The 25,723-nt window shown below is 62.0% G+C and carries 23 protein-coding genes; 14 read left to right on the forward strand and 9 right to left on the reverse strand.

The genetic code is table 11. The features are described 5' to 3' along the window. Both JJT62_RS17300 and mgtA read right to left on the reverse strand, forming a co-directional pair. Complete coding sequence (locus JJT62_RS17300; RefSeq protein ID WP_202074026.1) at positions 1–1,215, reverse strand: sorbosone dehydrogenase family protein; 1,215 nt, start codon at positions 1,213–1,215, stop codon at positions 1–3. Between the two features lie 161 nt (positions 1,216–1,376). Continuing rightward, positions 1,377–3,977, reverse strand: coding sequence for a magnesium-translocating P-type ATPase (gene mgtA, locus JJT62_RS17305; RefSeq protein ID WP_202074027.1), 2,601 nt, complete (start codon positions 3,975–3,977; stop codon positions 1,377–1,379). Positions 3,978–4,141: 164 nt separating this feature from the next. On the opposite strand from mgtA, the gene JJT62_RS17310 reads away from it, so the two are divergent. From JJT62_RS17310 to JJT62_RS17335, 6 genes are all read left to right on the forward strand, one after another. Continuing rightward, positions 4,142–4,852 (forward strand): hypothetical protein, encoded by a 711-nt coding sequence (locus tag JJT62_RS17310; protein WP_202074028.1) that lies wholly within the window; start codon positions 4,142–4,144, stop codon positions 4,850–4,852. Between the two features lie 44 nt (positions 4,853–4,896). Further along, a complete protein-coding gene (locus tag JJT62_RS17315; protein WP_202074029.1) occupies positions 4,897–5,709 on the forward strand; it encodes an IS5 family transposase in 813 nt (270 codons plus the stop codon). A gap of 28 nt (positions 5,710–5,737) precedes the next feature. After that, positions 5,738–7,165: a TIGR03808 family TAT-translocated repetitive protein gene (locus tag JJT62_RS17320; RefSeq protein WP_202074030.1), complete on the forward strand. Its 1,428-nt coding sequence runs from the start codon at positions 5,738–5,740 to the stop codon at positions 7,163–7,165. 82 nt (positions 7,166–7,247) lie between these two features. Next, the gene (locus JJT62_RS17325) at positions 7,248–8,015 is read left to right on the forward strand and encodes a bifunctional 2-polyprenyl-6-hydroxyphenol methylase/3-demethylubiquinol 3-O-methyltransferase UbiG (RefSeq protein WP_202074031.1); all 768 of its coding nucleotides are present in this window, start codon (positions 7,248–7,250) and stop codon (positions 8,013–8,015) included. Next, the gene (locus JJT62_RS17330; RefSeq protein ID WP_202074032.1) at positions 8,012–9,244 is read left to right on the forward strand and encodes a glycosyltransferase family 4 protein; all 1,233 of its coding nucleotides are present in this window, start codon (positions 8,012–8,014) and stop codon (positions 9,242–9,244) included. The genes JJT62_RS17325 and JJT62_RS17330 overlap by 4 nt, the downstream gene beginning before the upstream one ends. After that, on the forward strand, positions 9,241–10,110 hold the full coding sequence (locus tag JJT62_RS17335; protein WP_202074033.1) for a glycosyltransferase family 2 protein: 870 nt from the start codon (positions 9,241–9,243) through the stop codon (positions 10,108–10,110). Before JJT62_RS17330 ends, JJT62_RS17335 begins: the two co-directional genes overlap by 4 nt. On the opposite strand, the gene JJT62_RS17340 is transcribed toward JJT62_RS17335, so the two are convergent. The 3 genes from JJT62_RS17340 to JJT62_RS17350 all read right to left on the reverse strand — a co-directional run bounded on the left by JJT62_RS17340 (position 10,105) and on the right by JJT62_RS17350 (position 13,648). After that, entirely contained in the window at positions 10,105–11,550 is a 1,446-nt protein-coding gene (locus JJT62_RS17340) for a lipopolysaccharide biosynthesis protein (protein ID WP_202074034.1), read from the reverse strand. The two genes, JJT62_RS17335 and JJT62_RS17340, sit on opposite strands and share 6 nt — an antisense overlap. Positions 11,551–11,587: 37 nt before the next feature. Beyond that, complete coding sequence (locus JJT62_RS17345) at positions 11,588–13,267, reverse strand: outer membrane beta-barrel protein (RefSeq protein ID WP_246744974.1); 1,680 nt, start codon at positions 13,265–13,267, stop codon at positions 11,588–11,590. A gap of 126 nt (positions 13,268–13,393) precedes the next feature. Then, a complete protein-coding gene (locus JJT62_RS17350) occupies positions 13,394–13,648 on the reverse strand; it encodes a DUF2312 domain-containing protein (RefSeq protein WP_202074036.1) in 255 nt (84 codons plus the stop codon). A 201-nt stretch (positions 13,649–13,849) separates the two neighbouring features. Between JJT62_RS17350 and JJT62_RS17355 the strand changes: the two genes are divergently transcribed. Beyond that, the gene (locus tag JJT62_RS17355; protein ID WP_202074037.1) at positions 13,850–14,335 is read left to right on the forward strand and encodes an RDD family protein; all 486 of its coding nucleotides are present in this window, start codon (positions 13,850–13,852) and stop codon (positions 14,333–14,335) included. A gap of 67 nt (positions 14,336–14,402) precedes the next feature. Continuing rightward, on the forward strand, positions 14,403–15,140 hold the full coding sequence (locus JJT62_RS17360) for an arginyltransferase (RefSeq protein ID WP_202074038.1): 738 nt from the start codon (positions 14,403–14,405) through the stop codon (positions 15,138–15,140). 24 nt (positions 15,141–15,164) lie between these two features. Here JJT62_RS17360 and JJT62_RS17365 read toward each other — a convergent pair whose 3' ends face one another. Then, the gene (locus JJT62_RS17365) at positions 15,165–15,551 is read right to left on the reverse strand and encodes a hypothetical protein (protein ID WP_202074039.1); all 387 of its coding nucleotides are present in this window, start codon (positions 15,549–15,551) and stop codon (positions 15,165–15,167) included. Here JJT62_RS17365 and JJT62_RS17370 point away from each other — a divergent pair. Together JJT62_RS17370 and JJT62_RS17375 are read left to right on the forward strand one after the other, a co-directional pair. After that, entirely contained in the window at positions 15,541–15,804 is a 264-nt protein-coding gene (locus JJT62_RS17370; RefSeq protein WP_202074040.1) for a LemA family protein, read from the forward strand. The two genes, JJT62_RS17365 and JJT62_RS17370, sit on opposite strands and share 11 nt — an antisense overlap. A gap of 147 nt (positions 15,805–15,951) precedes the next feature. Continuing rightward, positions 15,952–17,277 carry a murein L,D-transpeptidase gene (locus JJT62_RS17375; protein ID WP_202074134.1) on the forward strand — a complete coding sequence of 442 codons (1,326 nt, stop codon included), beginning with the start codon at positions 15,952–15,954 and terminating at the stop codon, positions 17,275–17,277. Positions 17,278–17,388: 111 nt separating this feature from the next. Here JJT62_RS17375 and JJT62_RS17380 read toward each other — a convergent pair whose 3' ends face one another. After that, complete coding sequence (locus JJT62_RS17380; RefSeq protein WP_246744975.1) at positions 17,389–18,558, reverse strand: alpha/beta fold hydrolase; 1,170 nt, start codon at positions 18,556–18,558, stop codon at positions 17,389–17,391. A gap of 247 nt (positions 18,559–18,805) precedes the next feature. Further along, positions 18,806–19,378: a hypothetical protein gene (locus JJT62_RS17385; RefSeq protein ID WP_202074041.1), complete on the reverse strand. Its 573-nt coding sequence runs from the start codon at positions 19,376–19,378 to the stop codon at positions 18,806–18,808. 175 nt (positions 19,379–19,553) lie between these two features. Here JJT62_RS17385 and JJT62_RS17390 point away from each other — a divergent pair, with 175 nt between their 5' ends. The 3 genes from JJT62_RS17390 to JJT62_RS17400 are packed head-to-tail and all read left to right on the forward strand — an operon-like array spanning position 19,554 to position 21,853. Continuing rightward, on the forward strand, positions 19,554–21,050 hold the full coding sequence (locus JJT62_RS17390) for a sigma-54 dependent transcriptional regulator (RefSeq protein WP_202074042.1): 1,497 nt from the start codon (positions 19,554–19,556) through the stop codon (positions 21,048–21,050). A 42-nt stretch (positions 21,051–21,092) separates the two neighbouring features. Further along, positions 21,093–21,569, forward strand: a complete 477-nt coding sequence (locus JJT62_RS17395; RefSeq protein WP_202074043.1) for a glutathione peroxidase — start codon at positions 21,093–21,095, stop codon at positions 21,567–21,569. Continuing rightward, on the forward strand, positions 21,566–21,853 hold the full coding sequence (locus JJT62_RS17400; protein ID WP_202074044.1) for a hypothetical protein: 288 nt from the start codon (positions 21,566–21,568) through the stop codon (positions 21,851–21,853). Before JJT62_RS17395 ends, JJT62_RS17400 begins: the two co-directional genes overlap by 4 nt. A 43-nt stretch (positions 21,854–21,896) precedes the next feature. Here JJT62_RS17400 and JJT62_RS17405 read toward each other — a convergent pair whose 3' ends face one another. Continuing rightward, complete coding sequence (locus JJT62_RS17405; protein WP_202074045.1) at positions 21,897–24,023, reverse strand: carbohydrate porin; 2,127 nt, start codon at positions 24,021–24,023, stop codon at positions 21,897–21,899. A gap of 245 nt (positions 24,024–24,268) precedes the next feature. Between JJT62_RS17405 and JJT62_RS17410 the strand changes: the two genes are divergently transcribed. Then, complete coding sequence (locus JJT62_RS17410) at positions 24,269–25,684, forward strand: circularly permuted type 2 ATP-grasp protein (RefSeq protein WP_210340721.1); 1,416 nt, start codon at positions 24,269–24,271, stop codon at positions 25,682–25,684. Positions 25,685–25,723: the final 39 nt, after the last annotated feature.

Consider the following 25,723-nt stretch of genomic DNA (forward strand, 5'->3'; position numbering starts at 1 on the left):
TCACTCGCCGGCGATAATCGAGCGCCCGTAGCTGATCCGATAAATCGCGCCATTCTCGTCGTCCGTGACAAGAAGATCGCCATGGGGCGTCTGCGCCACGTCGACCGGGGTGCCGAGATAGGGCATCGAGCCCTTGTTCCAACCTTCGACGAAAGGTTCGCTGACGCCGCCCGTTCCATCCGGCCCGGGGCGCGTGAACATCAGCCGCGCGCCGACCGGCTGCGTCCGGGCGCCCGAGCCGTGCTGGGCCGAGAAAATGCCGCCCCGATATTTTTTCGGGAAAGTGTCGCCCGTGTAAAAAACCATGCCGAGGTCAGCGGCGTGGGCTTCTTCCTCCACCTCCGGAAAGATGACGCCCGGCGGCGGCTCATCCGACGCATATTCCGCCGTGCGCACATGCCCGCCGCCGTACCAGGGAAAGCCGAAGTGCAGCCAGGGGATCGGCGCGCGGTTCAATTCGCCGGGCGGCTTGTCGTCTCCCAGCTCATTCGTCTGATTGTCGGTGAACCAGAGCGAGCCATCGGCAGGATTGAAATCCATGCCCACAGAATTACGCACGCCCCGCGCGAAAACGTCGCGTTTCGAGCCGTCGGGATTCATGCGGATGATCCCGCCGACGCCGGTGCGCTCGTAGAATGCGAGCTTCTCCTTCGGCTCGACGTCATAAGGCTGGCCGAGCGAGATATAAAGCTTGCCGTCCGGCCCCACGCGGCAGACGCGCAGCGTATGGCCGTCGCTTTCCTCCTGACGCGGGATGAGGTCGCCCTTCGCAACGACAATGCGCGCGTGCGGCCGGCGCCATTCTTCTTCCGCGTTCGGGATGCTGAGCACGCGGTTCCGTTCGACAATGAAAAGCGTTCCCTCCGGCGAAAAGCACAGGCCGTGCGGCAGATCGAACTCGAAGGCCAGCTCCAGGCGTTCCACACGAACCCCGTGACCGCCGCCGGGCGTCAGCACATAGACGATGTTATCGGCGCCTGTGCCGATGAAAATCACTTTGCCACTCGGCCCCACCGCGAGTGTGCGGGCGCCAGGGGCGCGCGCATAGAGGGAGATGGAAAAGTCTTCCGGCAAACGCAGACCTTCGAGGATCGCGTCGATCTCCGCCGCGCTTCTCGCGCGTTGCGGCTCGTGTGGGCGCTGCGTGAGCGCGAGTGCGCCCGCAAGGACAAGCGCGCAGGCGAAAACAAGAGTGGCAAGGAGCATGCGCCGCATCGGCGTCCTCCGAAGGGAAAGACGTCAAGAGCGCATTCCGCAAAAGTTGATAGGCTTTCGCAGCGGAAGGCGCGCTAGAAGCCTTTAAATTCCCTCGATCACGGCTTTGTTCCCGACCAAGCGGGCGGGCGCGTCTTTGTCTCCTGCTGCGCTTGGAGGGATCAATCTCCGAAGCGTTTGAAGAAGGCCGTCTTGGCGATATGGGCAAGAATAGCGTAGCCGATGAGGAAGACGCCGATCGCCGGCCAATAGGACGCCGGCAGCGGCACAAAGCCGAAGGCGGACGCAAAGGGCGAATAGGGCAGCGCCGCGCCGATGAGGCAGACCAGAACAGTCGTCAGCAGCAGAGCCGTGCTCGCCCGGCTTTCGATGAAGGGGATTTTCTTCGTGCGGATGACGTGGATGATGAGCGTCTGGGTGAAGAGGGATTCCACGAACCAGCCTGTCTGGAAGAGCGCTGGATTGTTCCAGCCGTCAAAGGCCGTAACCATCAGGATGAAGGTGGCGTAATCGAAGACGGAGCTGGCGGGGCCCAGATAGAGCATGAATTTCGCGATGCCGCCAATGTCCCATTTGCGCGGCTGCGCGATAAACTCCTCGTCAACCTCGTCGGTCGGGATCGCGGTTTGCGAAAAATCGTAAAGTAGATTGTTGGTGAGAATTTGAATCGGCGTCATCGGCAAGAAGGGAAGGAAAACGCTCGCGCCGAGCACGCTGAACATGTTCCCGAAATTGGAGCTCGCGCCCATGCGCACATATTTCAGAATATTGGCGAAGACTTTCCGGCCCTCGACGACCCCGTCGTTGAGCACGGAGAGGCTCTTTTCGAGGAGGATGATATCCGCTGATTCGCGCGCAATATCGACCGCCGAATCGACCGAAATGCCGACGTCGCCTGCTTTCAACGCTGGCCCGTCATTGATGCCGTCGCCGAGATAGCCGACGACATGGCCGTTGGCGCGCAGAGCGGCCACGACGCGCGCTTTCTGCGGCGGCGATAATTTGGCGAAGACGGTGATGTCGGAGACGCAAGCGGCAAGCGTCGCGTCGTCCATCGCCTCGATCTCGGCGCCGAGCGCGAGGCGTTCGACGTCCAGCCCGACGTCGCGGCAGATTTTGCGCGTCACGATGTCGTTATCGCCCGTCAGGATTTTCACGGCGACGCCGGCGTTGTGCAGATCGGCGATGGCCTGGGCGGCGCTGTCCTTGGGCGGATCGAGAAAAGCGATATAGCCGAGGAGCGTCAGCTCCTTTTCATCGGCGGGCGTGAAAACGCTCTGCTCACGCGGCGCGGATTTATAGGCGACGGCGATGACCCGGAAGCCGTCGGCGTTCAGGCGCGCTGTCTCGCGCTTGGCGGCTTCAAGATGCGAGAGATCGAGCGCGCCCTCGGTCTCGGCGGCTTCGAAATGGGTCGCCACGGCGAAAAGCTCTTCGACGGCGCCCTTGCAGATCAGCAGCCGTTCGCCATCGTCGCGCTCCACCACGACGGATAGGCGGCGGCGCTCGAAATCGAAGGGGATCTCGTCGATCTTCTTGAAACTATGCTGGGGCGACAGGCGCTCTTCTATCTCTGCGTGTTGCAGCACGGCAACGTCGAGGAGATTACGCAAGCCGGACTGGAAATGACTGTTGAGATACGCAAACTCCAGGACGCGGTCAGAGTCTTCGCCAAAGATGTCGAGGTGACGCTTGAGGATGATACGATCCTGCGTCAGCGTGCCCGTCTTATCTGTGCACAGCACATCCATCGCGCCGAAGTTCTGCATGGCGTTGAGGCGCTTCACGATCACCTTCTCGCGAGAGATCGCCATGGCGCCTTTGGCAAGATTGACCGTGACGATCATCGGCAGCATTTCCGGGGTCAGGCCGACCGCGACGGAGACTGCAAAAAGAAAGGCGCCCAGCCAGTCGCCTTTCAAATAGCCATTCACAAAAAACACGAGCGGCGCCATGACCGCCATGAAGCTGATCATCAGCCAGGTGAATTTTCGAACGCTCTCGTCGAAGGCCGTAGAGCTATCGGCGTCGACGATCTTATCGGCAATGGCGCCGAAGTAAGTGTCCCTCCCCGTCACAACGACAATCGCTTCGCCATAGCCGCTCACGACATTCGAGCCCATGAAGGCGAGATTGTCGGCCTCCGAGAGATCGACGGGCGCCGCAACGCGATGCGCAAATTTCTCGACCGGCATCGACTCGCCGGTCAAGGCCGATTGATTGACGAAGAGATCTTTCGTCGTCAGCATGCGAAGGTCTGCGGGGATCATATCGCCCGCGGCGAGCCGCACAATATCTCCGGGAACCAGCTCTTCTAGGGAGATTTCGACGAAAGGATCGTCGCTGTCGACGCGCTCGGGACGGCGCACCGAGGCATGGGTGCGCACCATCGCGCGCAGCTTCGCGGCGGCGGCGTTGGAGCGATGCTCCTGCACGAAAGCAAGAAGAACGCTGAGGATCACCATTGCGGAGATGACGATCGCCGCCCGTCGATCGCTCAACGCCCAGGAAGCGACCGCGAGCGTGAGCAGAAGGCCGTTCAGCGGATTGAAGACATTGCGCGCCAACTCGCGAAAGACGCCGCCGCCCGTTTCGCTGGCGACGCGGTTGGACCCATGCCGCCTGAGGCGGCGCGCCGCTTCCGCCTCGGAAAGCCCCTGTGGAGAGGCTTCAAGATCACGCGTGAGCGCATCCACGTCGTTCGAGGCCGCCCTTTCGAGCATCGAGTGAACGGCCTGGCTCTCTTTGGCGCTGAAGTTCATGGACGGGTCTGTTATCGAGGCCAATTCACGGTCTGCCACCGGTTGCCTCAGGATACAGCACCTTCATTGTTATGAAAGCCCGGCCTCCGACGCCTTGACGCGCTAAGATTTCAAACATAGGTTTCAGCTATTGGCTCGAGAAAAGTAGTTCCAGGATTTTATACATGAATCGTCGCAGTTTCGTGAAGCTTCTTCCTTTGTCGATCGGCGCGGCGTCGGCGCCATCCTGGGCCGCTGACGGCCTCCCTATCTTTCACGTTGAGAGGTTCAGCGACCGCCTTTTCGTTGCCGCCGACCGGGTCAGCGATAAATCGCTCAGTCGAGCAACACTGCAAGAAGCAATTCATCTCGCGTCTCGGCACGGCCTCGCATTGGAATTCGGCGAAGGGGTTTTTCGTACCCGCGGATTTGTAATCGACGCGCCTCTATCGGTGCGCGGAACGCCCGGCAAGACGATCATCAAACCGATGGGGCAAGAAAGCTTTACGATTGACGTGCGTCCACAAGCCGGGCGTGAACGTCTTTCTGGCGTCTCCCTGAGCGGCCTGACGTTCTCGGGGGGCTCCTTGCCGCACGCCATGGGCGTCAATCCTCTCGAGCGCCCGATCGACACCCTTCCTTATGCGCCAGAACGCTTCAACGGCTTGCTTACAGCTTGGCGCGTCGATGGTTTTTCCGTCTCGGATTGTGTCTTCGAAGGGGCGCCGCAGGCCGCTGTCGCCCTATGGGAGTGCCAGGGGGCAAGGATTTCGAATAACAGGATCAGTCTCAGCCGCGTGGCGATGTTTTCCCATGCAGGGCGCGACAATGTCTTTTTTGGCAACGACTGCGCCGAGTCCATTGAGTTCGGCGTTTATCTCGCACATTTCGCCTAGAGGGTGTTATGTACTTTGGTAGTTGATTATCTTAATGGAATCGGATGTCTCCGATTCGCAAACCGTATCCGTCTGATGTCAGCGACGAGGAATGGTCGCTGGTTGCGCCGTATCTGACGCTGATGGACGAGGGCGCTCCGCAACGTCAGCATTTGCTTCGTGAGCTATTCAACGGCCTGCGCTACGTTCTGCGTTACGGCATAGCATGGCGCGCCATGCCCAACGATCTGCCGCCCTGGTCCGCAGTGTATCAGCAATCGCAGCGCTGGCTGGCGGCGGGCGTGTTCGAAGAGCTTGCGCAGGACCTGCGCGCCTTGTTGCGCGTCGCCTCCGGTCGCGCCGAGGAGCCAACCGCGGCGATCATCGACAGCCGCACGCTGCGTTCGACGCCGGAAAGCGGTCCACGGGCCGGCTATGACGGCGCCAAGCGCAAGCGCGGCTCCAAGCTGCACATGGCGGTCGACACGCTGGGGCACTTGCTGGCGCTGCACGTTACGCCAGCGAATGTCGACGACCGCGCCGAGGTCGGCAAGCTCGCCGCCGCTGTGCAGGACGCCACAGGCGAGAACGTCGAGCTTATTTATGTCGATCAAGGTTATACCGGCGAGAAAGCCACGGAGGCGGCCAAAGCGCAGGGCGTCGAACTCTGCGTGGTCAAACTCTCCGAAGCGAAAAAAGGCTTCGTGCTGTTGCCCAAACGCTGGGTCGTCGAACGATCCTTCGCTTGGGCGACCCGATGCAGGCGGCTGGTCAAAGACTACGAACGCTACGCCGACACACTCGCTGGCCTCCACGTCGTCGCTTTTGCCTGCCTCATGCTCAAACGCGCAGCCGACTTCGTAATACAGAGTGCATAACACCCTCTAGGACTTTTGGGAGTAAAATATGCCTTCGATTACATCCTCGCCAACAAATATCGTTTACTCGACTGCAGCGGGGACGGGCACGCTGCAAGGCGCCATCAATCTCGCCCAATCGACGGGGCTGCCGCTATTTATCGCGCCTGGCATTTATACGGAAGCATCCGTCATTATCGCTGGAACAGTGACGATTTACGCACGAAAAGATAGCGTGCAACTGAGATCGTCGACGAGCAATGCTTTCGTTATGCAGATCGGGTCGGGAACGACCTCCTCCCGCATCCCGGGCGTTGTCATCAGGGGATTGAATTTCGACGGGGAGAACAAGCCACTAGGCGGACAAAATGGCCTGCTGCAGTTTTTCAATGCCGATCGCATGGTGGTGGAGGATTGTTTTTTCTGGCGCTCCACTTCGTCTGGTCTGTATCTCTATGGCGCTGAAGGCCGCGTCAGCGGCAACCGCTGCGACAATTGCAGCGCCTCCCTGAGCAGCGTAAACGGGGCCGGGCTGACGATAGAAAACAACTATCTTACCAACAGCCTCAACACCGGCATCGAATGCTATCGGTCGCCCTGGGCCGTATCGCAAACTTATTTTGATGGAACAATCATTCAACGAAATCGAGTGTATACCGTCCTCAATAATTCTGGCGGAAGCGGGCAATGGGGCAACGCCATTGCTTGCAATGGCTTGCGCTTCCTACGCATAGCCGATAATTTCATATCAAACGCCAATTACTCTGCTATCAGAGTAAATTATTGCAAAGACGTTACTATTTCCTCCAATCAGGTCGACGCCGCGCGCGAGGTGGCCATCTTTGTAGAGAACCCTGCCGATTATGCAGGCGGTTGGACAAATGTCGTCATCTCTGGGAACACATTGAATAATGTCGGCGGCGGAATAGTCTGTGTCAATAATAACGCCGGCAGCCGTCGTGCGACAATAACTGGAAACGCCATATATTATGTCAAGAAAAACACTTTCACCGAATATACAGACGGCGTCAGTGGCGGCTATAGCCGCATAACACATGGCGTTGGGATTTGGCTTGCTGCGGATTGCATTGCCGATGGCAATACGATCGAATACGCGGAAGCGGCGGGCATAGCCGCGATCTTTTCTGGAACATGGAATGGCCAAGGCGCCCCGGACCAAAATACGGTTACTGCGCTCATCTCGAACAATATTCTAAAGTATTGCTACGTTGGAGTCGGTTATTCCGATAATGACCCACGCACCTTTGTCGAAATATCCGGCAATATCATTGTCGGCGCCGGCGCCTTTCAGATCGTCAAAATGGCGGTGACGAGTCTGCCTTCGCCTGCGCCCGAGGGCAATTACTATGGCCCGCCCGCCCCAGTCGCCGGCGCGCCCGAAATGGGAGGCGTTTCCAACGCAGTCAGCACGCGCTGGTCATTCAATCGGAACAAGATCGTCAGCGCGACGGTGTGATCGGGCCGGCGCAGTCTCATTAACAGTTGCGCAACCGGGCCAACTTAGGCTGCGGCCTTCGAAACTATTTGGAAATCAGCGGATGGCTTTAAGCAGGGAACCCGCAAATGACATAAGTGCGATCGTGGCGAGCCTTGGCTATGATCCCGACTTCAACTGGGCTTGGGAGAATTACAAGCGCACGATCATCGAAATCGCACGCCAGAAAGGTTTGAGGCGCCATCTCGAAATCGGCGGCGGCCGCGATCCGCTCTTCCTGCCGGACGAAATCGTCACCCTGGGCTTCGACGTCACGCTCAACGATATTTCCGCGCGTGAATTGTCGCTCGCGCCGGCAGGCTATTCGACGGTCGTTTGCGACATCGCCGGCAAGGACGCCAAAGCCATCCTCGGGCCCGAGCGATACGACATCGCGTATAGCCGCATGGTGATGGAGCATGTCCCCGATGTTGCGAGCATGTGGGAAAACATTGCTTATACGCTCGCGCCGGGCGGCGTCGCTTTCAGCTTCTTTCCAACGCTTTATGCGCCGCCCTATGTCCTCAACCGCCTCATCCCGGAAAAAATTTCCCGCTGGATGCTGGAGACAGTATTCCCCGATCGCAAGGACGACGGAGACAATCCGAAATTTCCCGCCTATTATGACCATTGCTTTAGCGACGAGTCGAAGATACTCCCGATACTGAAGCGCGCCGGTTTCTCTGAAGTAGTTGTCCTTCCCTTCTGGGGGTACAGCTATTTTTGGAAGTTTCCCGGCATCAAGCAGCTCGACGCGGCTTTTACGAATATCGCGCGCAAGCGCCAATGGCGCGCCTTTTCGAGCTTCGCCTATGTGATCGCAACAAAATGACTCTACGCATCATTGTCGTCACCGATCACGCGCATATCAACGGCGGCCTCGCCAAGGTCGCCATCGACAGCGCCAAGGGCTTTGCGGAACGCGGCTATCGCGTCGATTATTTCTCCGCCGTCGGCCCGGTGGAGCCAGGCCTCACTGAGGCGGGCGTCACGGTGACGCTGCTCGATCAAGCCGATGTGACGTCAGCCTCTTCTCTCGCGCGCTTCGGCGCGCAATGGCTGTGGAACGCGGCGGCGGAGCATGGGCTCGCCAACCTTCTCGCCTCTTGCGATCCCGCCGAGACGATCGTCCATGTGCATGGCTGGGCCAAGGCGCTCTCGCCCTCCATCGGCCGGGCGCTGAGGCGCTCGGGCCTGCCGGTGGTTCATACGCTCCACGAGTTTTACCTCGCTTGCCCAAATGGCGGGTTTTACGATTATGGCGCGGCGCGCAACTGCGACTACAAAGCCATGTCGCTCGGCTGCATCGCGCATAACTGCGACTCGCGCGGCTATCATCGCAAGCTGATGCGCGTTGGCCGCCATGCGCTGATGCTCTATGGGAGCGGCCTTTATGAGACGGCGCGCCATCTCATATCCATCTCGAAGCTGCAGCGCGAGGTGATCGCGCCCTACATGCCAAAGGACGCTGTTTTCTACGAGGTCGGCAATCCAATCGATGTGGCGGACCTGGGACCGAAGGGCGACCAAGCGCCGGGCGATTTCGTCTTTGTGGGGCGCCTCTCGGCGGAAAAGGGCCCGCGTTACTTCGCCGAAGCCGCGCGCCTTGCGGGCGTCGCGCCCGTCTTCGTCGGCGATGGCCCCGAGCGCGAGGCGCTTGGAAAAGAATTCCCTGAGTCAAAGTTTCTCGGCTGGCGGAGCCCGCCGGAGGTGCGCGCGGCGTTGCGCGCGGCGCGGGCGCTCGTTTTTCCTTCCGTTTGGTACGAGGGCCAGCCGCTCACCGTCTATGAGTCGCTCGCCCTCGGCACGCCCGTGATCGTCAGCGATCTCTGCGCCGGGCGCGAGGCGGTCGTCGACGGCGAAACGGGCGTCTGGTTCAAATCCTCCGACGCGCAATCGCTTGCCGAGGCCATTACGCGTCTCAAGGACGGTGGAGTCGCGCGGCGAATGTCCGAGGCGGCCTATGCGCGCTATTGGGCGGCCCCGCTGACGCTCGATCGCCACCTCGATTCCGTCGCGGCCGTCTATGAGAAGGTTCAATCACATTGGCGCGCGGCATGAAGATCGTTGTCGCCATCGCCACGACCGGGCGTCCACATGTCGTCGGGCAATGCCTGCAGCGTTTCGCCAAATTCTCGCATGAGCTGCATCGCTTGCTGGTGATCGGCGCGTCTCCCGAAGACGCGCCGATCCCGGCGGGCGCAGCGGAGTTTCATGTCGCGCGCGCACGCGGCCTGACGATCCAGCGCAATCACGCTTTGGACCTTGTCGGGAGAGATGCGGATGTTCTCGTCTTCGTCGATGACGACTATGTTCCGAGCGAAGGCTTCATCGACGGCGTCAGGCGCTTGTTCGCCGAACATGCCGACATCGTGGCCGCATCGGGCCATTTGATCGCCGACGGCATTCACCACCGCGAACCGCTCGATTTCGCTCAAGCGGACGCCCTCGTCGCCGCCTATTCGCCCCCCTGCCCCGGCGATGTCCGAATGACCGACGAGACGGGCACATATGGCTGCAATATGGCTTTTCGCCTTGCCGCCGCGCCGCAAGCGCGCTTCGATGAAAATCTGCCGCTCTATGGATGGCTCGAAGACACCGACTTCTCGGCGTTGTATGCGCGCGTCGGCCGCGTTGTCCGCACCAATGCCTTCGCGGGGGTGCATCTTGGCGTTCGTTCCGGCCGCACCTCGGGCGTGCGGCTAGGCTATTCGCAGATCGCCAACCCACTCTACCTTTTACGCAAGGGAACCGTTTCGGCTGGTTTCGCCCTGAACCTCGCGAGCAGGAATTTTCTGGCCAATGTCGCCAAATCGCTCGTCCCAGAGCCCGGGATCGACCGCTTTGGCCGATTGCGCGGCAATCTGCTCGCGCTTCTGGATCTAGCGCGCAATCGTTGCGACCCGCGCCGCGTGCTGGAGTTATGAGCGCGCCTCGGCGTTTCTTCCCCGCAGCCGCCTTAGAACGCTCGGCCAGATGACGCTGCGCAGATCGGCGATGTCGAACGCATAAGCGACGGCGCCATAGACAGCGGCGCCTGCGAGAATTTGCATCGCAAGGGTAACGACGCCCGGCGCCAGGGCCCGCATCGGCGCGCCCAGGAGAAGCATGGCGGATGTCGCGACGACGGCCCCGATCACGTCGCGGGCGCGTGGCCACATCGGCTCCAAAAGAAAGAGCATGGCGACAAGCGCTGCAAAGCCGGCGACGGATGAAATCGATTGCGCATAAGCGAAGCGCGTGGCGTCCGCGGTCGCAGGCAACAGCGCGACGGCCACAAGATCGGCAAGCAAGGCGATCAGCGCGGCAATGATCAGCGGCGTCAATCGATGCGCGAGCTGGAAGGCGGTGTTCACGCCATAATTTGTCATTGCGAAAGCGAAGAGCGCGGGCGTCATCTGCGCAAAATACAGCGCGAATGGACCGCGGAAATTCTCCGGCGCGAACAGCGCCTCGAAGCTCGGGAGAATGAGCCAGGAGCCCGCGACGGCGGGCGTGACGATCGCAAAAACAACGCCGAGATTACGGGAGATTTGCGCGCGCGCGGCAATGGCCCCTGACGTGCGTTCCGTATGCACGGCGAGCTGGAAAAGAATCACGTCGATGGCCGAGCCGATCGCGCCGACGATTCGAACGCCCGTCTCGAAGGCGAGCGAGATTTGCCCAACTTCCGCGAAACCATGGTCCCGCGCCAGCAGCGTGCGGTTGATGAGCGGCACGATCTGATAAAGAACGCTGGCAAGGACAATCGGCGCGCCATAGGCCAGAAAGCGCGTCGCCAGCCGGCGCTCCGCCAGGCGAAAGCGCGTATTCGGATCGGCAAGCTCGCCCCTCGCCACAATGAGGCAGCCTGCAACCGAAATGATCATGCCAACGAGCGCCACATTGGCGGAGCCGAACACGAAAGCGCCGCCGACCGTCAGAGCGAAGGCGAGCGCGTTCTTGGCGATGACCAGAGCGCCATAGGCCCTGTCGTGGAAGCGCGCGCGCACGAGGGCGGTCGCCGTGTCGAAGAGCGCATTGGAGAGCGAGACGCCGACAGCGAGCGCGGCAAGGTCGTGGCTCAGCGGGAGATCGAGCCCCAGCCAATAGACAAGGAGCGCGGCGAGCAGCGCGAGCGCCGCAAGCGCGGCGAACGCCAGATCGAGCGTCGAGCGGACTTCCGGATGCTCTTTGCGGTCCTGCTCCGAATAATAGCGCGTCGCCGCGAGCCGAAGCCAATCGAAAACGAAAGTCTGCAGGACGACGGCGACGGAGAGCGCCAGCACGAAACGCCCATATTCGGCGGGGCCCAGAAATTTCGCGACGAGCAGTCCGACGACGAAATTCAGCAGGCTGTTGAGGATGAAGGGAACCATCATCCACATTGCGACGCGCTCTCCTCGATAGCCTGCGGACGCGGACTCAAAGCTGGAACCTCAGGCCCAAGAGATAAACATTCGCCGAGTAGCCGGCGTTGCGGAACGAGCTGCTGAGCTGCTCATGCGTGAAGCTGCCGCGCAGCGTGATCGATCGCGTCAGCTTGTATTCCAGCCGGACGGCCGCGCTGCCGCCACGTTCGCGGACGTTCAAACTTGCGCCGGAAGCCACCGCAGCAGCGACGACAATGGGGGAGTCCGAACTCTGGTAGTCGTTGGTGAAATAGTTGCCGGTGAAGGTGATGTTGAGATTGCGCATCAGATCGTGCGAGAGCGTCGCGGTGATCGACCGCGTCAGCACGCCGCTCGCGTAGGCGAGCGTCGTTTCGTTCATTGTTGTCGAGCCGCGCAGCGTCAACGTCGTCAGCGCGGAGGGCGTATAGATGAGCGCGGCGTCGATCACCGGGCCGCGCAGCTCCGCCAGACGGAAGTCGGCGTAGTTTCTTTGGCCATAGCCGCCGGAAATCTCGCCTTTCACCATCTCCGTGACGTTGAAGGTGGCGCCGCCGCGGATGGTGTAGCCCGTGCTGTCGCGATAGAAGCCATAAGGGTCGACCGGCGAGTCGTGAATGCGCTTGTCGAGGGTTCCTTCCACGAAAGGCTTCAGATCCGGCGTGACCTCGTAGGAGGCTCGCAGCAGCCCGCCGAAGTCGTTGTAGCTCGTCGATGCGAGATTGAGCGTCGTGCCGTTCGAATATTGCGCGTCCTGATACCAGACGCGATCATAGGTGCCGCGCAGCGACACCTCGATCCGCGAGAATTTCTGCGTGACGCCGCCCTGGGTTCCGACCCCGAGTATGATCGGCCGATTGACCACGTAGACGCTCGACTGATCGGCCGAGATCGCTGGCGCGCCGGGCCGCTGCGTATCGAGCTGCAAGCGTCCGCGCAGATCGAGCGCGGTGTCGGTCGTCAGATCGTAGCGCGCGGTCATGGCGCCCTGGGCGTCGGCGCGGCTCGCGGTTGGATAGTCGAAATATTCCGAGTATCCGCCGCGCAACTCGCCTTCGAGGCTGTGGCGCGACCAGTCGGATTTGACCCGCAACCCGCCTTCGCCGCGAAAGAGCGTCGAACCGCGCGGGTTGTAGCTCGCAGACAGACGGTTGGGGTTATCGTCATAACCGCCGGACGTCTGGACGAAGGGGAACAGCAGCGTCGAGCCGACCGCGACGCCGAGCGGATCATAGGGGTTCATCTCGACCTTCGGCTTGCCCTTCGCCTTGATCGTCGGCTCGGCGGCGACTGTGACGGGCGGAGGCGCAGGCGCGAGAAGATGCTGACCAGGCGGCGCATAGGTCGACCGCAGCCGCAAAGCCCGCTGCTTGGCGACATAGGAGGATTTGTAAGGCTCCAGCGCCGGGAGCGGCGTTTTCGGCGAGAAGGGCGGCGGATAGGGCGCGCGCCGAGGCGGGTAAGGCTTGGGAAGCTTTTGCCGCTTCACCGGCGCGCCATAGTTGGCCCCGGCGGGAAGGCCGGAAGTCTGGCCGAGGCCGAGGCTCCCGGCTTGGGGAGCGACGGCGGAGCCAGGGGAATCCAGTCGGCGTAGCGGCGGCTTATCCTGTCCCGCAAGCGTCGAGAGAGGCGCGCTCGCCTTTGGTTGCGGCAAGGCCTGCCCGCGCGCCGGCGTTGCCGCAGCCACGGCCAATGCGGCGCAGAGCGCAGCCAACGCAACGCGGCTCCTTGAGCTTCCCGGCGGCACCTGATCCCTCGCCTGCGCCTGAAAGGCCCGCGAGACGGCGCGGGCGGCGCATGGCAAGGGTTAGGGCTTTATGGTTAACGCGAGCTTATCGGCCTATTCCATGCCGAGCGCGGAAAGGTAGAGCTCCATGATCTCTTCTTCCTCCTCGCGCTTATGCTTGTCCTGGCGGCGCAGGGAGACGATCTTGCGAATGATTTTTGGATCGAAGCCGGTTCCCTTGGCTTCGGCGTAGACGTCCTTGATGTCGTCGGCGATTGCGCGCTTTTCCTCTTCGAGCTTTTCGATTCGCTCGATAAAGGCGCGCAAATGACCGCCGTCGACGGCGGAGTCCACCGCATTGGTGTCCATGGTGCTTTCCCGCAAAAGTTGGCCGGCTCGGGTTTGGCCTGCCGGCGATTTCCGGCGAGGCTTGCGACAGCTTCGTGACCTCGTCAAGGCGGAGGCGCCGCTAATCCCCCATTATCTCTGTCCCAGACCCAGGGCGCCTTGAAAGCGAGTCTGTGGCGTCCGACATTTGCCTGTGGCGCGGTGAGCGCATTGGAGAGAGACATGGCCGGCGACGGCGATTTTGGCGGTTACTCGAAGGGCGCGCCGCCGCCCTACCAGCGGGCGCAAGGCCCCTATATTCCGGCCGCGGCGCTCGAAAGCGTGCGCACCCGGCGGATCATGGCGGTGGGGCTCGACCTCATCCTCGTCTCGGGCCTGTCGGTGGCGCTCTTTTTCGGGCTTTTCATATTGAGCTTCGGCATGTCGGCGCTGCTGCTGCCGCCGATCTTCCCGATCGTCGCTTTCTTCTACAATGGCTTGACGGTCTCCGGCTGGCGCATGGCGACGCCCGGCATGGCCTTCATGGACCTTGAAATGCGCACGATGCAGGGCGAGCCCGTGCCCTTCCTGCAGGCGGCCGTCCATGCCGTTCTCTTCTACGTGACCTGGATGTTTCCGCCGCTGTTCCTGGTGTCCTTCATCACCAGCGACAAACGCTGTCTGCACGACATTCTGGCGGATGTGATCGTGCTGCGGCGATCGGCGTGAGGTCGCCATGGCGCGCAGCGGTTTCTAGCCCTATTCTTGCGATCGTCATCTACGAAACGAGACGAGCGTGACCAGAGAACCTCGCGACGCGCCACAGTTCTATCTCACCTCGCCGGCGCCGTGCCCCTATCTGCCGGGGCGGGCGGAGCGCAAGGTGTTCACGCATCTGATCGGCCTGCGCGCGCCGGCGCTCAATGACACGCTGACACAATCCGGCTTCCGCCGCTCGCAGACCATCGCCTATCGTCCGGCCTGCGAGCATTGCCGGGCTTGCGTCTCGGTGCGGGTCAAGATCGAGGAGTTCGTTCCCTCGCGCACGCAGCGGCGCGGGATGCGCCATAACGCCGACATCGCCGGAGAGGCGCGTCCGGCGCGGGCGACGGCGGAGCAATATGCGCTGTTCCGCCGTTACGTCACCGCGCGCCACTCGGATGGCGGGATGGCCGACATGAGCATGGTCGATTATCAGATGATGATCGAGGACAGCCATGTCGACACGCGGCTGATCGAATATCGCCTGTCGCCCGACGCGCAGGGGGCCGACGCCGACCGCCTGATCGCCTGCTGCCTCACCGATCGACTCGCCGATGGCCTGTCGATGGTCTATTCGTTCTATGAGCCGCAGTTCGAGGAGCGCTCGCTCGGCACCTTCATGATCCTCGACCATATGAGGCGGGCCCGCGTCGCCGGACTGCGAAATCTTTACCTCGGCTATTGGGTCGAGGGCTCGCATAAAATGGCCTATAAGGCGCGCTTCCTGCCGCAGGAGCGGCTGGGGACGGATGGCTGGGTGCGGGTGGACTGAACCGCGCCATCTCGCCTGCTACGTTTACGCCGGAATAAGCATATTCCCAAAGGTACACACGCGGTAACGGTCCCTCAAAGCCCGGCGGATGAAGCTGCGCGCGGAGGGCTCGCTATGGCGCCGTTTCTGATCGCTTTTATTTGCCTTTGCATTGCTGCGGCCGTGTTGGCGAGCCGCTTTCTGCGCCTCCAGTCTTTGGATGCGCAATGCAAGGCCGCCGCCGAGCAGGTCGACGCCGAGCTCGCCAATTGGCACGCGATGCTTCCAGCGCTGGCCGGCGTTATGCGCGCCTTTGCGCCGAAGGAGCGCGGGGCCGTCGATGTGGTCGCTCGGCTTCACGCCTCGGGGCGGCGGGCGGGCTCTCCTCAGGCGCGGCTTCTGGCGGAGGCGCGGCTCGGCGATGGCGTTCATGGTCTCCTCGCGCGCGCAGGCGACGCCGGAGATCCAGAGGCTCGATGATTTTCGCCAGTTGCGCGCGGCGCTCGAAGAGGCGGAAGGCGGTCTCGCCGCGGCGCGCCGGCGGCTCGCCACGGCCACCGCCGATTACAACCGCGCCCTCAGGCGCTTTCCTGAATGCCTGTTTGCCGGGCGCCTGCGTCTAACGCCCCGCGACTACTACGATATCGCTGTCGACGACAGTCGCGCGGGGGAGACGCTGGTCTGAGCGCTGCGCGCCGCGGCCCGGGCGGGTCACAAAATCGCCGCCTATTCGGGCCTTGTTAACTCAGAAGCCGCAGATCATATGGACCTCAGCCGGCGTAGCTTGGGCGGCGCCGATCTTTTCCATTTCCCTCCGCGGCCGCGGAACAGACTGCGACTGGAGCGAACAGTGCACAAATCGGCGATCCTTCCCCTTTCACTCTGCCTCGCGCTCGGCGCGGCCTTTTCCGCGCGCGCGGAGACTGGGCAGGCCGAATGGGCGCAGCGCTACGACGCCGACGCGCGGTTGACCGTGTCGCGCTCGACCACCCCTATCCTGTCCGAAGCGACTGTCGCCGCGACGGAAGCCGCCATCGAGCGCTATCGCGAAATCGTCGCCAATGGCGGCTGGGCGGCGGTGCCGAGCCAGCAATTGCGGCTCGGCTCCAACGGCCCGGCGGTGTCGGCGCTGCGCCGGCGCCTCATCGTCTCGGGCGACATCGGCGCCGAAACCGGCACGAGCCCGGTTTTCGATTCCTATGTCGAGGCCGCCGTGCGCCGCTTCCAGGCGCGCCACGGCATTATCGAAACCGGCGTCGTCAACCAGCAGACGCTCACCGCGCTGAATATCCCCGCCGAAACGCGTCTCCGCCAGCTCGAGACCAATCTCGTGCGCCTGCGCAGCTTTTCCCATGACCTCGGAAATCGCTACGTCACCGCCAATATTCCGGCGGCTCAGGTCGAGACGGTGGAGGCGGGCCAGGTCGTTTCGCATCATATCGCGGGCGTCGGCAAGATCGACCGCCAGTCGCCGGTGATGCAAACCAAGGCCTATCAGATCAATTTCAATCCGTTTTGGACGGTGCCCGCCTCGGTCATCCGCAAGGATCTGATTCCCAAGATGCAGGCGGACCCGAACTACCTGCACGACAACCATATTCGCGTCTACAACAAGGAAGGCCAGGAGCTGCAGCCCGAGCAGATCAACTGGCGCTCGCTCGACGCGATGAACTACAAGTTCCGGCAGGACATCGGCGGCGACTTCAACTCGCTCGGCGTGGTGCGCATCGACATCGCCAATCCTTACGGCGTCTATATGCACGACACGCCGGCCAAGGGCGTCTTCGGCGACGATTTCCGCTTCGTCTCCTCGGGCTGCATCCGCCTGCAGAATGTGCGCGACTATGTCGCCTTCCTGCTCCGCGAAACGCCGGGCTGGGACCGCGACGCCATCGACCGCGCCATCGCCTCGGGCGAGCGCATCGACGTGAAGATCAACCCCGCCGTTCCGGTCTACTGGGTTTACATCACGGCCTGGGGCACGCCGGACGGCGTCACCCAATTCCGCGAGGACATTTATCAGCGCGACGGGTTGAACGCGCGGGTCGTCGACGCGCCGGATTATTCGCAGACCCCCGTGACGCAGCAGGCCTCTGCGCCGCAGGCCGCGGGCCCGCGGCCGCGCGGCGAGCCGCTGCTGCCGCGGGACGAGCAGTAAGGCTTGCGCTTTCAGGCGGCGGTCATAACGACCGCCGCTTTTTACGAGATTCCTGTGGGCAAGAACCTTTTCCCAACGCCGGGCGCGGGGAAGGCGCGGCGCGCCCTTTATCTAGCTTCTGTTTGACCAGGAAGAAGCCGTCTCCTGCATCCGCTTGGTCTGACCTGGCTTCGTCTCGGGCCTTGCGACACGATCGACCGCCGCCACGATCTGGTCTGGCGCGGTGTGGTGGGCCATGTGGCCGGCGCCGGGGATCACGATCAGCTCGCTTTGCGGCGCCTCGTCGTGAAAGCGCCTCGACTGGCGATCCAAATCGACCATCTTGTCGCCGTCCCCCGCCAATATGACGATCGGCAGCTTTAGTTCGGCATAGCGGGCTTGTAGCTGCATCGCCGAGGCCACCATCAGCACGCTATCCTCCGCTTCTGCGCCGATCTGGACGGGCCGCGCCGCAAAGGAATTCGGGAAACCCTTCTCGAATCTCTCCGTGACCGGGGCAGGCGAGAATAGCCACCGCAGAACGCCAGGCAGGAAGAGTCGCGTGAGAGGCGGCGAGATCGTGTAGCGCATAACATCGCCGAGGCCGGGGATCGCTGTGAAGGACATGAAAAACACGTCGGCGCGCGCTGTCGGATAAAAATAGCCCCCGATCAACACCAGCCCTTCGACCAGCGCCGGGTACTGGAGCGCGAGGTCCAAGGCGATGAGCGAGGCGAAAGAATGGGTGACGACCGTCACGCGCTCGACGCCGAGCTGCGAAAACGCCTTCTGCAACAACTCGGCGTAGGCCCCGGGCGTCCATACGCGATGAGGTCTGTCGCTATATCCGAAGCCGGGGCGATCGAAGACGATGACCCTGTAGCGCTCCGCAAGCTTGTCGACGATGCCGCTCAGCAGGAAATCCTCGGCAAGCGTCAGATTGCCGTGGATGAGCGTGACGACATCGCCCTTCCCCTTGTCGATGTAGTGCAGGCGCACGCCGTCGACGTCGATGAACCGACCGATCGGGGGATGCTCGCTTTCGTCCTGGCGCGTCTTGCGGATGTTGTAATAGGCGAGCCCCCCCATCGCAGCCGCGAGCCCAACCGCCGCCGAACCGACGATAGCCGAAACGCTCCGGCTTGGTCTGGCTGCCTTGGTGAGCGCGGACTCGGCGCGCGTTGCGGCTTTTTCGACAGGGCCGCGTCCGTCGAGCCACTGCAACACGCTGGTTCCGACGGCGGCGCCGGACTTGGCGCCGGACTTGGCCAAGTCTTTTTGGATCGATTTCGTGAAGCTCATGATTGCTCTCCCGCGCTCGAAGGCACTTAACGCCCTCGATCCGCGGGGGTTTCAAACTTTGCACGTGAAAAGGAATGCGACCGCATTTGCGCTCATGAGCGCGAAATCATGGGAATCCGGGGCGCGGAATTGAGTCAATCTGTGCGTTGCGTCCCAATATGACGCAACGCAAGGCTTTGATTACACAGAACTTTACGCCCCGGGCATAAATAGTTACGGCGACGCAACGCAGCGCCGGGCCCCAGGTTTAATTTTTAGCGAAGTATTTCGCCCCGAGGTTCTGAATGATTTCATTCGCAGGCAGCATGCCCGAGCAGGGGTCGGCCTTGCTCTGCTTACAGAACTTCACCATCGCATCCTCGCCCGGCTCGACTACGGTATTGCGCGTCCCTGGCCGATAGGTGGTGTAGGCAGTGTTGCCGGAAACCCTTGTCTGCGCTGTGCTCGGCGTCGTGTATGTGGATTCGGTCGAGGCGTCTTCCGAGCTGATAATAGCGAAGTGCGTGAACCCGCGCGCAGTGGCGGTCTCCGCAGCTTTCAGCAGGATAAAATCCTGGACTCTCGCCTTCTCCGTAAAACCGTTGCCGCGCGCCGATATTCTTGCAGTGTCGTTGGTGATCATTTGGGCCTCGGCCCCACCGGCCAGCCCTATGCCATCGCGGCTATATTCGGTCGCGCAGCCAAAAGACCAGAGCGCAAAAGCAAAGCAGAGAAAGGGCCGAGCGCGCATTAGGTAGAACCCCGAATTTTGCACAGAAAATGGACGGCGAAGCTTGGCCGTGGTCGCCAGGGCGATACCAAAAGCAATGACTGCGGGCAAGCGCGGTCGCGAGGGGCGAGCGCTCCAAGAAACGGGCCCCGCCGCCCCTTTCGCGTCCCATGATGACGCAATCCAAGGCTTGGATTAACCGGAACTTTACCCTGTTTCGCAACGATGCGCCCCGGGCACAAATCGCCACGGCGACGAAACGCACAGCCGGGCGGCAGGAACAATAATGACCTCCACAATTCTCATCGCCGATGACGATCCGGTACAGCGCCGCCTGCTCGAGGCCATGGTCAAGCGCTTTGGTTATGCAGCGGAGACGGTCGAAGGCGGCGAGGAGGCGCTGGCGCGGCTGACGCGGGGCGGCGCGGAGCCTGTCGCGCTGTTGATCCTCGACCTCGTCATGCCCGATCTCGACGGCATGGGCGTGCTGACGCGCCTGCGCGACGCAAAGATCACGACGCCGGTGATCGTGCAGACCGCCCATGGATCGATCGAGGCGGTGATCTCCGCCATGCGCGCCGGCGCGCATGACTTCGTGGTGAAGCCGGTCGGCGCGGAGCGGCTTCAAATCTCGATCAAGAACGCGCTTTCGGCCGACGCGCTCGCGGGCGAGGTTCGCCGCATCAACCGCCGCGCGCAAGGGGCTTTGACCTTCAAGGATCTGGTGTCGCGCAGCGCGGAGATGCAGCGCGTGATCCGGCTCGGCGAGCGCGCCGCGCATTCCAATATTCCAGTGCTCATCGAGGGCGAATCGGGCGTCGGCAAGGAGCTCGTGGCGCGCGCGATCCAGGGCGGCTCGGACCGCAAGGGCAAGCCCTTCGTCACCGTCAACTGCGGGGCCCTGCCCGCCAACCTCGTCGAATCGATCCTCTTCGGCCATGAGAAAGGCGCCTTCACCGGCGCGACCGAGAAACATACCGGCAAATTTATGGAGGCCAACGGCGGGACGCTTTTCCTCGACGAAATCGGCGAATTGCCGCTCGATATTCAGGTAAAGCTCTTGCGCGCGTTGCAGGAAGGGGAGATCGATCCCATCGGCGCCAAGCGTTCCCAGCGCGTCGACATCCGCTTGATCTCCGCGACGAACCGCAACCTCATCGAGCAGGTCAAGCGTGGCGAGTTCCGCGAAGATCTGTTCTACCGCCTGAATGTCTTTCCGATCGGCATTCCGTCGCTGCGCTCGCGACGTGAAGACATCGCTGATTTGGCGCGGCGCTTCGCGGCGCGTTTCGCGGCGGAGGAAGGACGCAACATCCGTGGCATGACGGCGGAGGTCCTGTCGCTGCTCACGAGCTACGACTGGCCCGGCAATGTGCGGCAGCTCGAGAACACGGTGTTCCGCGCCGTCGTGCTCTCCGAGGGCGACGAGCTGACCGTCGCCGAGTTTCCGCAGATTGCGGCGCATGTCGAAGGCTATGACGTGCGCGTTCCGCCGGCGCCTGTATTTGCGCCGCCCGTCGACTCGCCGCGCGAGCGCGAGATCGTGCGCGTCGAAATCCGCGACCCCAATGTGCTTCCGCTTCTCGCGCCCAATGGGGAGATGCGCAAGCTCAATGATTTGGAGAAAGAGACGATTCGCTTCGCGCTCACCCATTACCGCGGACAAATGTCGGAGATTGCGCGACGTCTCGGGATCGGCCGTTCGACGCTTTATCGCAAGATGAAGGAATATGGCCTCGAAGAAGAAGGAGCGGAATCCCCCGCCGACAGCCTGGTGGCGTGAGGGGCGATTTTATGCGAGCCTCCTTTCCAAAGGAGTCAGCGCATGACACTCTACGATATCGAGGCCAAAACGATCGACGGCGCCACGAAGTCCTTGCGCGATTATGAGGGCAAGGCGCTGCTCATCGTCAATGTGGCGAGCAAATGCGGATTCACGCCGCAATATGCCGGGCTGGAAGCGCTTTACAAGACATATGCCGACAAGGGCCTCGTCGTCCTCGGCTTTCCCTGCAACCAGTTCGGCGCGCAGGAGCCGGGCTCGGAAAGCGACATCGCCTCCTTCTGCTCGGCGACCTATGGCGTGAGTTTTCCCATGTTCGCCAAGATCGAGGTGAATGGCGAGAACGCGCACTCGCTATATAAATTTTTGAAGCATGGGGCGCCAGGGATTCTCGGTTCACAGGCGATCAAATGGAACTTCACCAAATTCCTGGTCGATAGGTCCGGCAAGGTCGTGAAACGCTACGCGCCCACCGATACCCCGCAATCGCTCGAAAAGGACATAGAGGCGACGCTGTGAGCGCAGCGATCACAGTTGCGCGCCTCGAAGGCGGCGATCCGCTGCGCTTCGATGTTTATGTGCGAGAGGGAGACAGCGAAACGCGCCATCGCGTGACGCTGTCGGCGGCCGACGCCGCGCGCCTCGGTCGCGGCGCCGCGGCCGAAGAAACGATAGCAGCCGCCTTCCGCTTTCTGCTCGACCGCGAGCCGAAGGAGTCGATCCTCCCAGGCTTCGACGTCAGCGTGATCTCGCGTTATTTTCCACAGTTCGAGAACGAGATTGGCGCTTATCTCGCCAAATAGCGGCGGGTTTTTTCCTGGATCGCAGGACGGGCGGACGCGGCGATCAAAATGCGGCGCGCAGCCTCAGGGCGAAGACATTGATCGGCCCGCGCGCGGCGTTATGCGCGGGATCGACAATAAGCTGATAATCGAATGTTGCGTCCATGTTCTTGCCGAAGCCCAGCTTGTAATAGGCTTCTATGTTTTTCTCGCCGGCGTAGGAGAGTGCGCCATCGCCAATGTAAACACTCGTGCCGCCCAATCCGAAATAACGCACGCGATCGCCATGCAGACCGCTCAGCGCCCCCGCGGCGCCGATTTCGTCGTCCTCGCGCCCCCATAAAGCGCCCGCGGCGACGAGGCCCATCGAGAGCTGCCTGTCGACATCGGTGTAATCGACGGTTTCGTATCGGCCGTCCGTCATGCTCGCGCGCAGGAAGAACCCGAGATTCGGCATCAATTGCTGCTTGATGTTGATCCCGCCGCCCATTTTCACCGCGCGGCGACGCGCCGGGCCCACCTGGGGAGGAAGCTGGCCGGTCATCAAGGCGTAGTCTATGAGGTCGTTGACTTTGCTCAGATAGCCGTTGTCGCCATAAAGCAGGAATTTGATCGCGCCCGGCTGGTTGAATAGCGCGTAACGCGCTTCGATCTCCCCGACGCCCATGAACTGGCGAAAGAGTTGCGGCTCGATGTCGAGGCCGTTGGGAATTTTCGAGAGCTGAAAGACCCCGCCGCGAGCGGTCCACCAATCCTGTTTCCACTCGACCGCGAGGCCATGGGTATAGCCCCAGGAGTCGGCGGCGTAGTCGAAGGCGCCCATCGTGTTGAAGGCGAAATTCAAAAAGCCTGTCGTTGGATCATGTGCGTAGATATTGTCGTCGAAGACGTCGCCCACGGCAAATTTGCCGAGCGTTATGATGATGCGATCCTTATCGACGAGGCCGGAGATTTGGTTCTGCGTCGACTCCAGCACCTCGCTGTGCGAACCTTCATCAGGGTCCCTGCTGCGTTCGCCGTCGCTGAGCCCAATGATCTGGCGCAGAAAGTAGCGCTGGAATCGCATATACGGCGCGGCGCGGCCGACCTTCGCGACGGCGCTGTCCACATAGGCGGCCGAACCAACCGAGTTCGCCAAGCCATAGCCCTGATCGATTTCGGGATTGAGATAGACGGCGCCGCCTTCCCACAGCCGCAGGCCGAGAAAGGCATTCGTCGTCGAGCCAACATTGGCCTTGCCGCCCGATGGAAAACTATTTGCCCCATCGTACTGCGCCCGAAATCTCGGATAGCCCTGCGCAACGAGGGTCGTCTGCGCATGGACGCTATATCGCTCGGGGGCGTCGCCATTGCCCCCCTTGTCGCCTTCGTTGCCGCCGTTCTGACGCTTGCCGTAATCGATCGAGCCGGGAATCCGGTTTTCATCTCCGAAGTGATAGTTCAGGCCGAATCGAAGGATATGATTCTCGTTGCGCACGCGCGAGGCGTAGGCGAAACCCGCTCCGCCATCGAAGAGATGCGTGTTGAGCGATTGATTGAGAAAGAGATACTCGGCGCGAGCGGACCAATCTTTGGCGAAGGCGTATTCGAAACCCGCGCCAAGTACATATTTCATCCGGGACGATTGCGACCAGGGGGCCGAAAATTCGGCGCCTGCGATCGATAGAGTCGCGGGCCCACGCGAACCGCCCGCCGCGACGCCGCCGGTGACATACAGGAGCGCGCGATTGAAGGCGACGCCGGCGCGACCGCGTATGGTCGCGTAATAATTTGCGCTCGAATGGGATGTCTGCGTGAAGAAGGGGAGCCCATAAGCGGGCGAAGCGGCATAGATCCCCGTCGGCCCCCGCCGCCCGTCGAGAAGGCCGAAATCAGTCTCGACGCCCCAGACCCAAGGCCCTCTTTGCCAATTATAGCCGGCCTGTGCGCCGACGGTGACGCCTGTCCGCGTGACGGAAGCTGGATAAAGGTCGAAGACCGTCGAGGTAAATCCGCTCCCCGCCTGGAGTCTCTCGCCGCCATGCAGCGGGAAGCCCGCGCCGAGGCTCGCGCCGATATACATGCCCGCCCAGGTAAAATCAGACGCCGGCGCGAAATCGGCAGTGGCCGGCTCGGCGGCGCGCGCGGTGAAAGAAGCGAGAAGCGCGCTTCCAAGGAGAAGGGCGGAGCCCGATTGTCGCAGGAACTTCATGAACCGCTTCTAACGCCGGTCAAATGACGCGCCGAAGACGCAAAAGAACGCACATGCTGAGATGACGAAAAAATCGGGTTTGTGTGATGCCACGGCAACGGTCGAGCCTCTCGCAGTCTGGCGCGCTTCTTGCCTCTGCCCTTCGCAAGCCTGATCGGAAGCCTGTAGGGGCCCCGAGCAAGAAGGCGCCGGGGCAAAGAGAGGAGCGTCGACAAGTGGATCAGCGCGTGACGCAATTCGATGAAATGGGTGGCCTCGACGGTCTGACCCGCGCTCCTTATCAAAAACTCTCGCAATGGCTCGCCGCCTCCCCTCCGGAACTTCTCGCCTCCCGCCGCGAACAAGCGGAGCTCCTCTTCCGCCGCATCGGCATCACCTTCGCCGTCTATGGCGCGCAGGACGCCACGGAGCGCCTCATCCCCTTCGATATTCTCCCGCGGATCATCGCCAGAAGCGAATGGGCCGCGCTCGAGAAGGGGCTCGTGCAGCGCATAACGGCGCTCAATCTTTTCCTCAAAGACATTTATGGCAAGGGCGAAATCCTCAAGGCCGGCAAGATTCCGAGCGAGCTCGTCTATCACAATCCCGGCTATTGCCCCGAGATGGCGGGCCGCCGCGTGCCGCACGACGTCTATGTGCAAATCGCCGGCGTAGACATCGTGCGCACCGACGACCACGGGTTCTATGTGCTGGAAGACAACGCCCGGACCCCGTCGGGCGTCTCGTATATGCTCGAAAACCGCGAAGTGATGATGCGGCTTTTCCCCGATCTCTTCTCCATGCATCGCGTCGCGCCCATCGAGGATTACCCCGACGAGCTGCTCGCGACGCTGCGCTCGGTCGCGCCACCCCGCGCGTCACACGAGCCGACCATCGCGCTGATGACGCCGGGACAATATAATTCCGCCTATTACGAGCACTCCTTCCTGGCGGACAAGCTCGGCGTGGAGCTCGTCGAAGGGCGCGACCTCTTCGTGAAAGACGACGTGGTCTATATGCGCACGACCGAAGGGCCGCGTCGCGTCGACGTTATTTACCGCCGCATCGACGACGATTTCCTCGATCCGCTCACCTTCCGCCCCGATTCAGCCCTGGGCGTTCCGGGGCTGATCGGCGCCTACCACGCAGGCAATGTGACGCTCGCGAATGCAGTTGGCACCGGCGTCGCGGACGACAAGGCGATGTACACCTACATGCCCGACATCATCCGCTTCTATCTCGGGCAAGAGCCGCTGCTGCAGAATGTCCCGACTTGGCGATGCCGGGAGCCGGAAGCGCTTTCCTATGTGCTCGACCATCTCGACGAGCTGGTGGTCAAAGAGGTCAATGGCTCCGGCGGCTATGGCATGCTCGTCGGCCCGCACGCCTCCAAGGCGCAGGTGGAAGAATTCCGCGCAAAGCTGAATGCGCAACCCGATAATTTCATCGCCCAGCCGACGCTTGCCCTGTCGACCTGTCCGATCTCTGTCGCCGAGGGCATCGCGCCCCGGCATGTCGATCTGAGGCCCTTCGTGCTGCAGGGCGCGCATGGCGTGCGCGTCGTGCCGGGGGGCCTCACCCGCGTGGCGATGACCGAAAGATCGCTCGTCGTGAATTCCAGCCAGGGCGGCGGGACGAAAGACACCTGGGTGATCGACGACGCGATCTTGGGGCAGGCATGATGCTCGACGCCCGCCCCTCCATCGACGAAATCGAGCGGC

The organism is Methylocystis sp. Sn-Cys, from assembly GCF_016745395.1.
GTDB classification, from domain to species: Bacteria; Pseudomonadota; Alphaproteobacteria; order Rhizobiales; family Beijerinckiaceae; genus Methylocystis; species Methylocystis iwaonis.

Excerpts from the sequence above, each read along its gene's own strand:
- JJT62_RS17300 (WP_202074026.1), bottom strand. The coding sequence starts at position 1,215 with ATGCGGCGCATGCTCCTTGCCACTCTTGTTTTCGCCTGCGCGCTTGTC.
- mgtA (WP_202074027.1), bottom strand. The coding sequence starts at position 3,977 with ATGAACTTCAGCGCCAAAGAGAGCCAGGCCGTTCACTCGATGCTCGAA.
- JJT62_RS17310 (WP_202074028.1), top strand. The coding sequence starts at position 4,142 with ATGAATCGTCGCAGTTTCGTGAAGCTTCTTCCTTTGTCGATCGGCGCG.
- JJT62_RS17315 (WP_202074029.1), top strand. The coding sequence starts at position 4,897 with ATGTCTCCGATTCGCAAACCGTATCCGTCTGATGTCAGCGACGAGGAA.
- JJT62_RS17320 (WP_202074030.1), top strand. The coding sequence starts at position 5,738 with ATGCCTTCGATTACATCCTCGCCAACAAATATCGTTTACTCGACTGCA.
- JJT62_RS17325 (WP_202074031.1), top strand. The coding sequence starts at position 7,248 with ATGGCTTTAAGCAGGGAACCCGCAAATGACATAAGTGCGATCGTGGCG.
- JJT62_RS17330 (WP_202074032.1), top strand. The coding sequence starts at position 8,012 with ATGACTCTACGCATCATTGTCGTCACCGATCACGCGCATATCAACGGC.
- JJT62_RS17335 (WP_202074033.1), top strand. The coding sequence starts at position 9,241 with ATGAAGATCGTTGTCGCCATCGCCACGACCGGGCGTCCACATGTCGTC.
- JJT62_RS17340 (WP_202074034.1), bottom strand. The coding sequence starts at position 11,550 with ATGTGGATGATGGTTCCCTTCATCCTCAACAGCCTGCTGAATTTCGTC.
- JJT62_RS17350 (WP_202074036.1), bottom strand. The coding sequence starts at position 13,648 with ATGGACACCAATGCGGTGGACTCCGCCGTCGACGGCGGTCATTTGCGC.
- JJT62_RS17355 (WP_202074037.1), top strand. The coding sequence starts at position 13,850 with ATGGCCGGCGACGGCGATTTTGGCGGTTACTCGAAGGGCGCGCCGCCG.
- JJT62_RS17370 (WP_202074040.1), top strand. The coding sequence starts at position 15,541 with ATGGCGTTCATGGTCTCCTCGCGCGCGCAGGCGACGCCGGAGATCCAG.
- JJT62_RS17365 (WP_202074039.1), bottom strand. The coding sequence starts at position 15,551 with ATGAACGCCATCGCCGAGCCGCGCCTCCGCCAGAAGCCGCGCCTGAGG.
- JJT62_RS17380 (WP_246744975.1), bottom strand. The coding sequence starts at position 18,558 with ATGAGCTTCACGAAATCGATCCAAAAAGACTTGGCCAAGTCCGGCGCC.
- JJT62_RS17390 (WP_202074042.1), top strand. The coding sequence starts at position 19,554 with ATGACCTCCACAATTCTCATCGCCGATGACGATCCGGTACAGCGCCGC.
- JJT62_RS17395 (WP_202074043.1), top strand. The coding sequence starts at position 21,093 with ATGACACTCTACGATATCGAGGCCAAAACGATCGACGGCGCCACGAAG.
- JJT62_RS17405 (WP_202074045.1), bottom strand. The coding sequence starts at position 24,023 with ATGAAGTTCCTGCGACAATCGGGCTCCGCCCTTCTCCTTGGAAGCGCG.
- JJT62_RS17410 (WP_210340721.1), top strand. The coding sequence starts at position 24,269 with ATGGGTGGCCTCGACGGTCTGACCCGCGCTCCTTATCAAAAACTCTCG.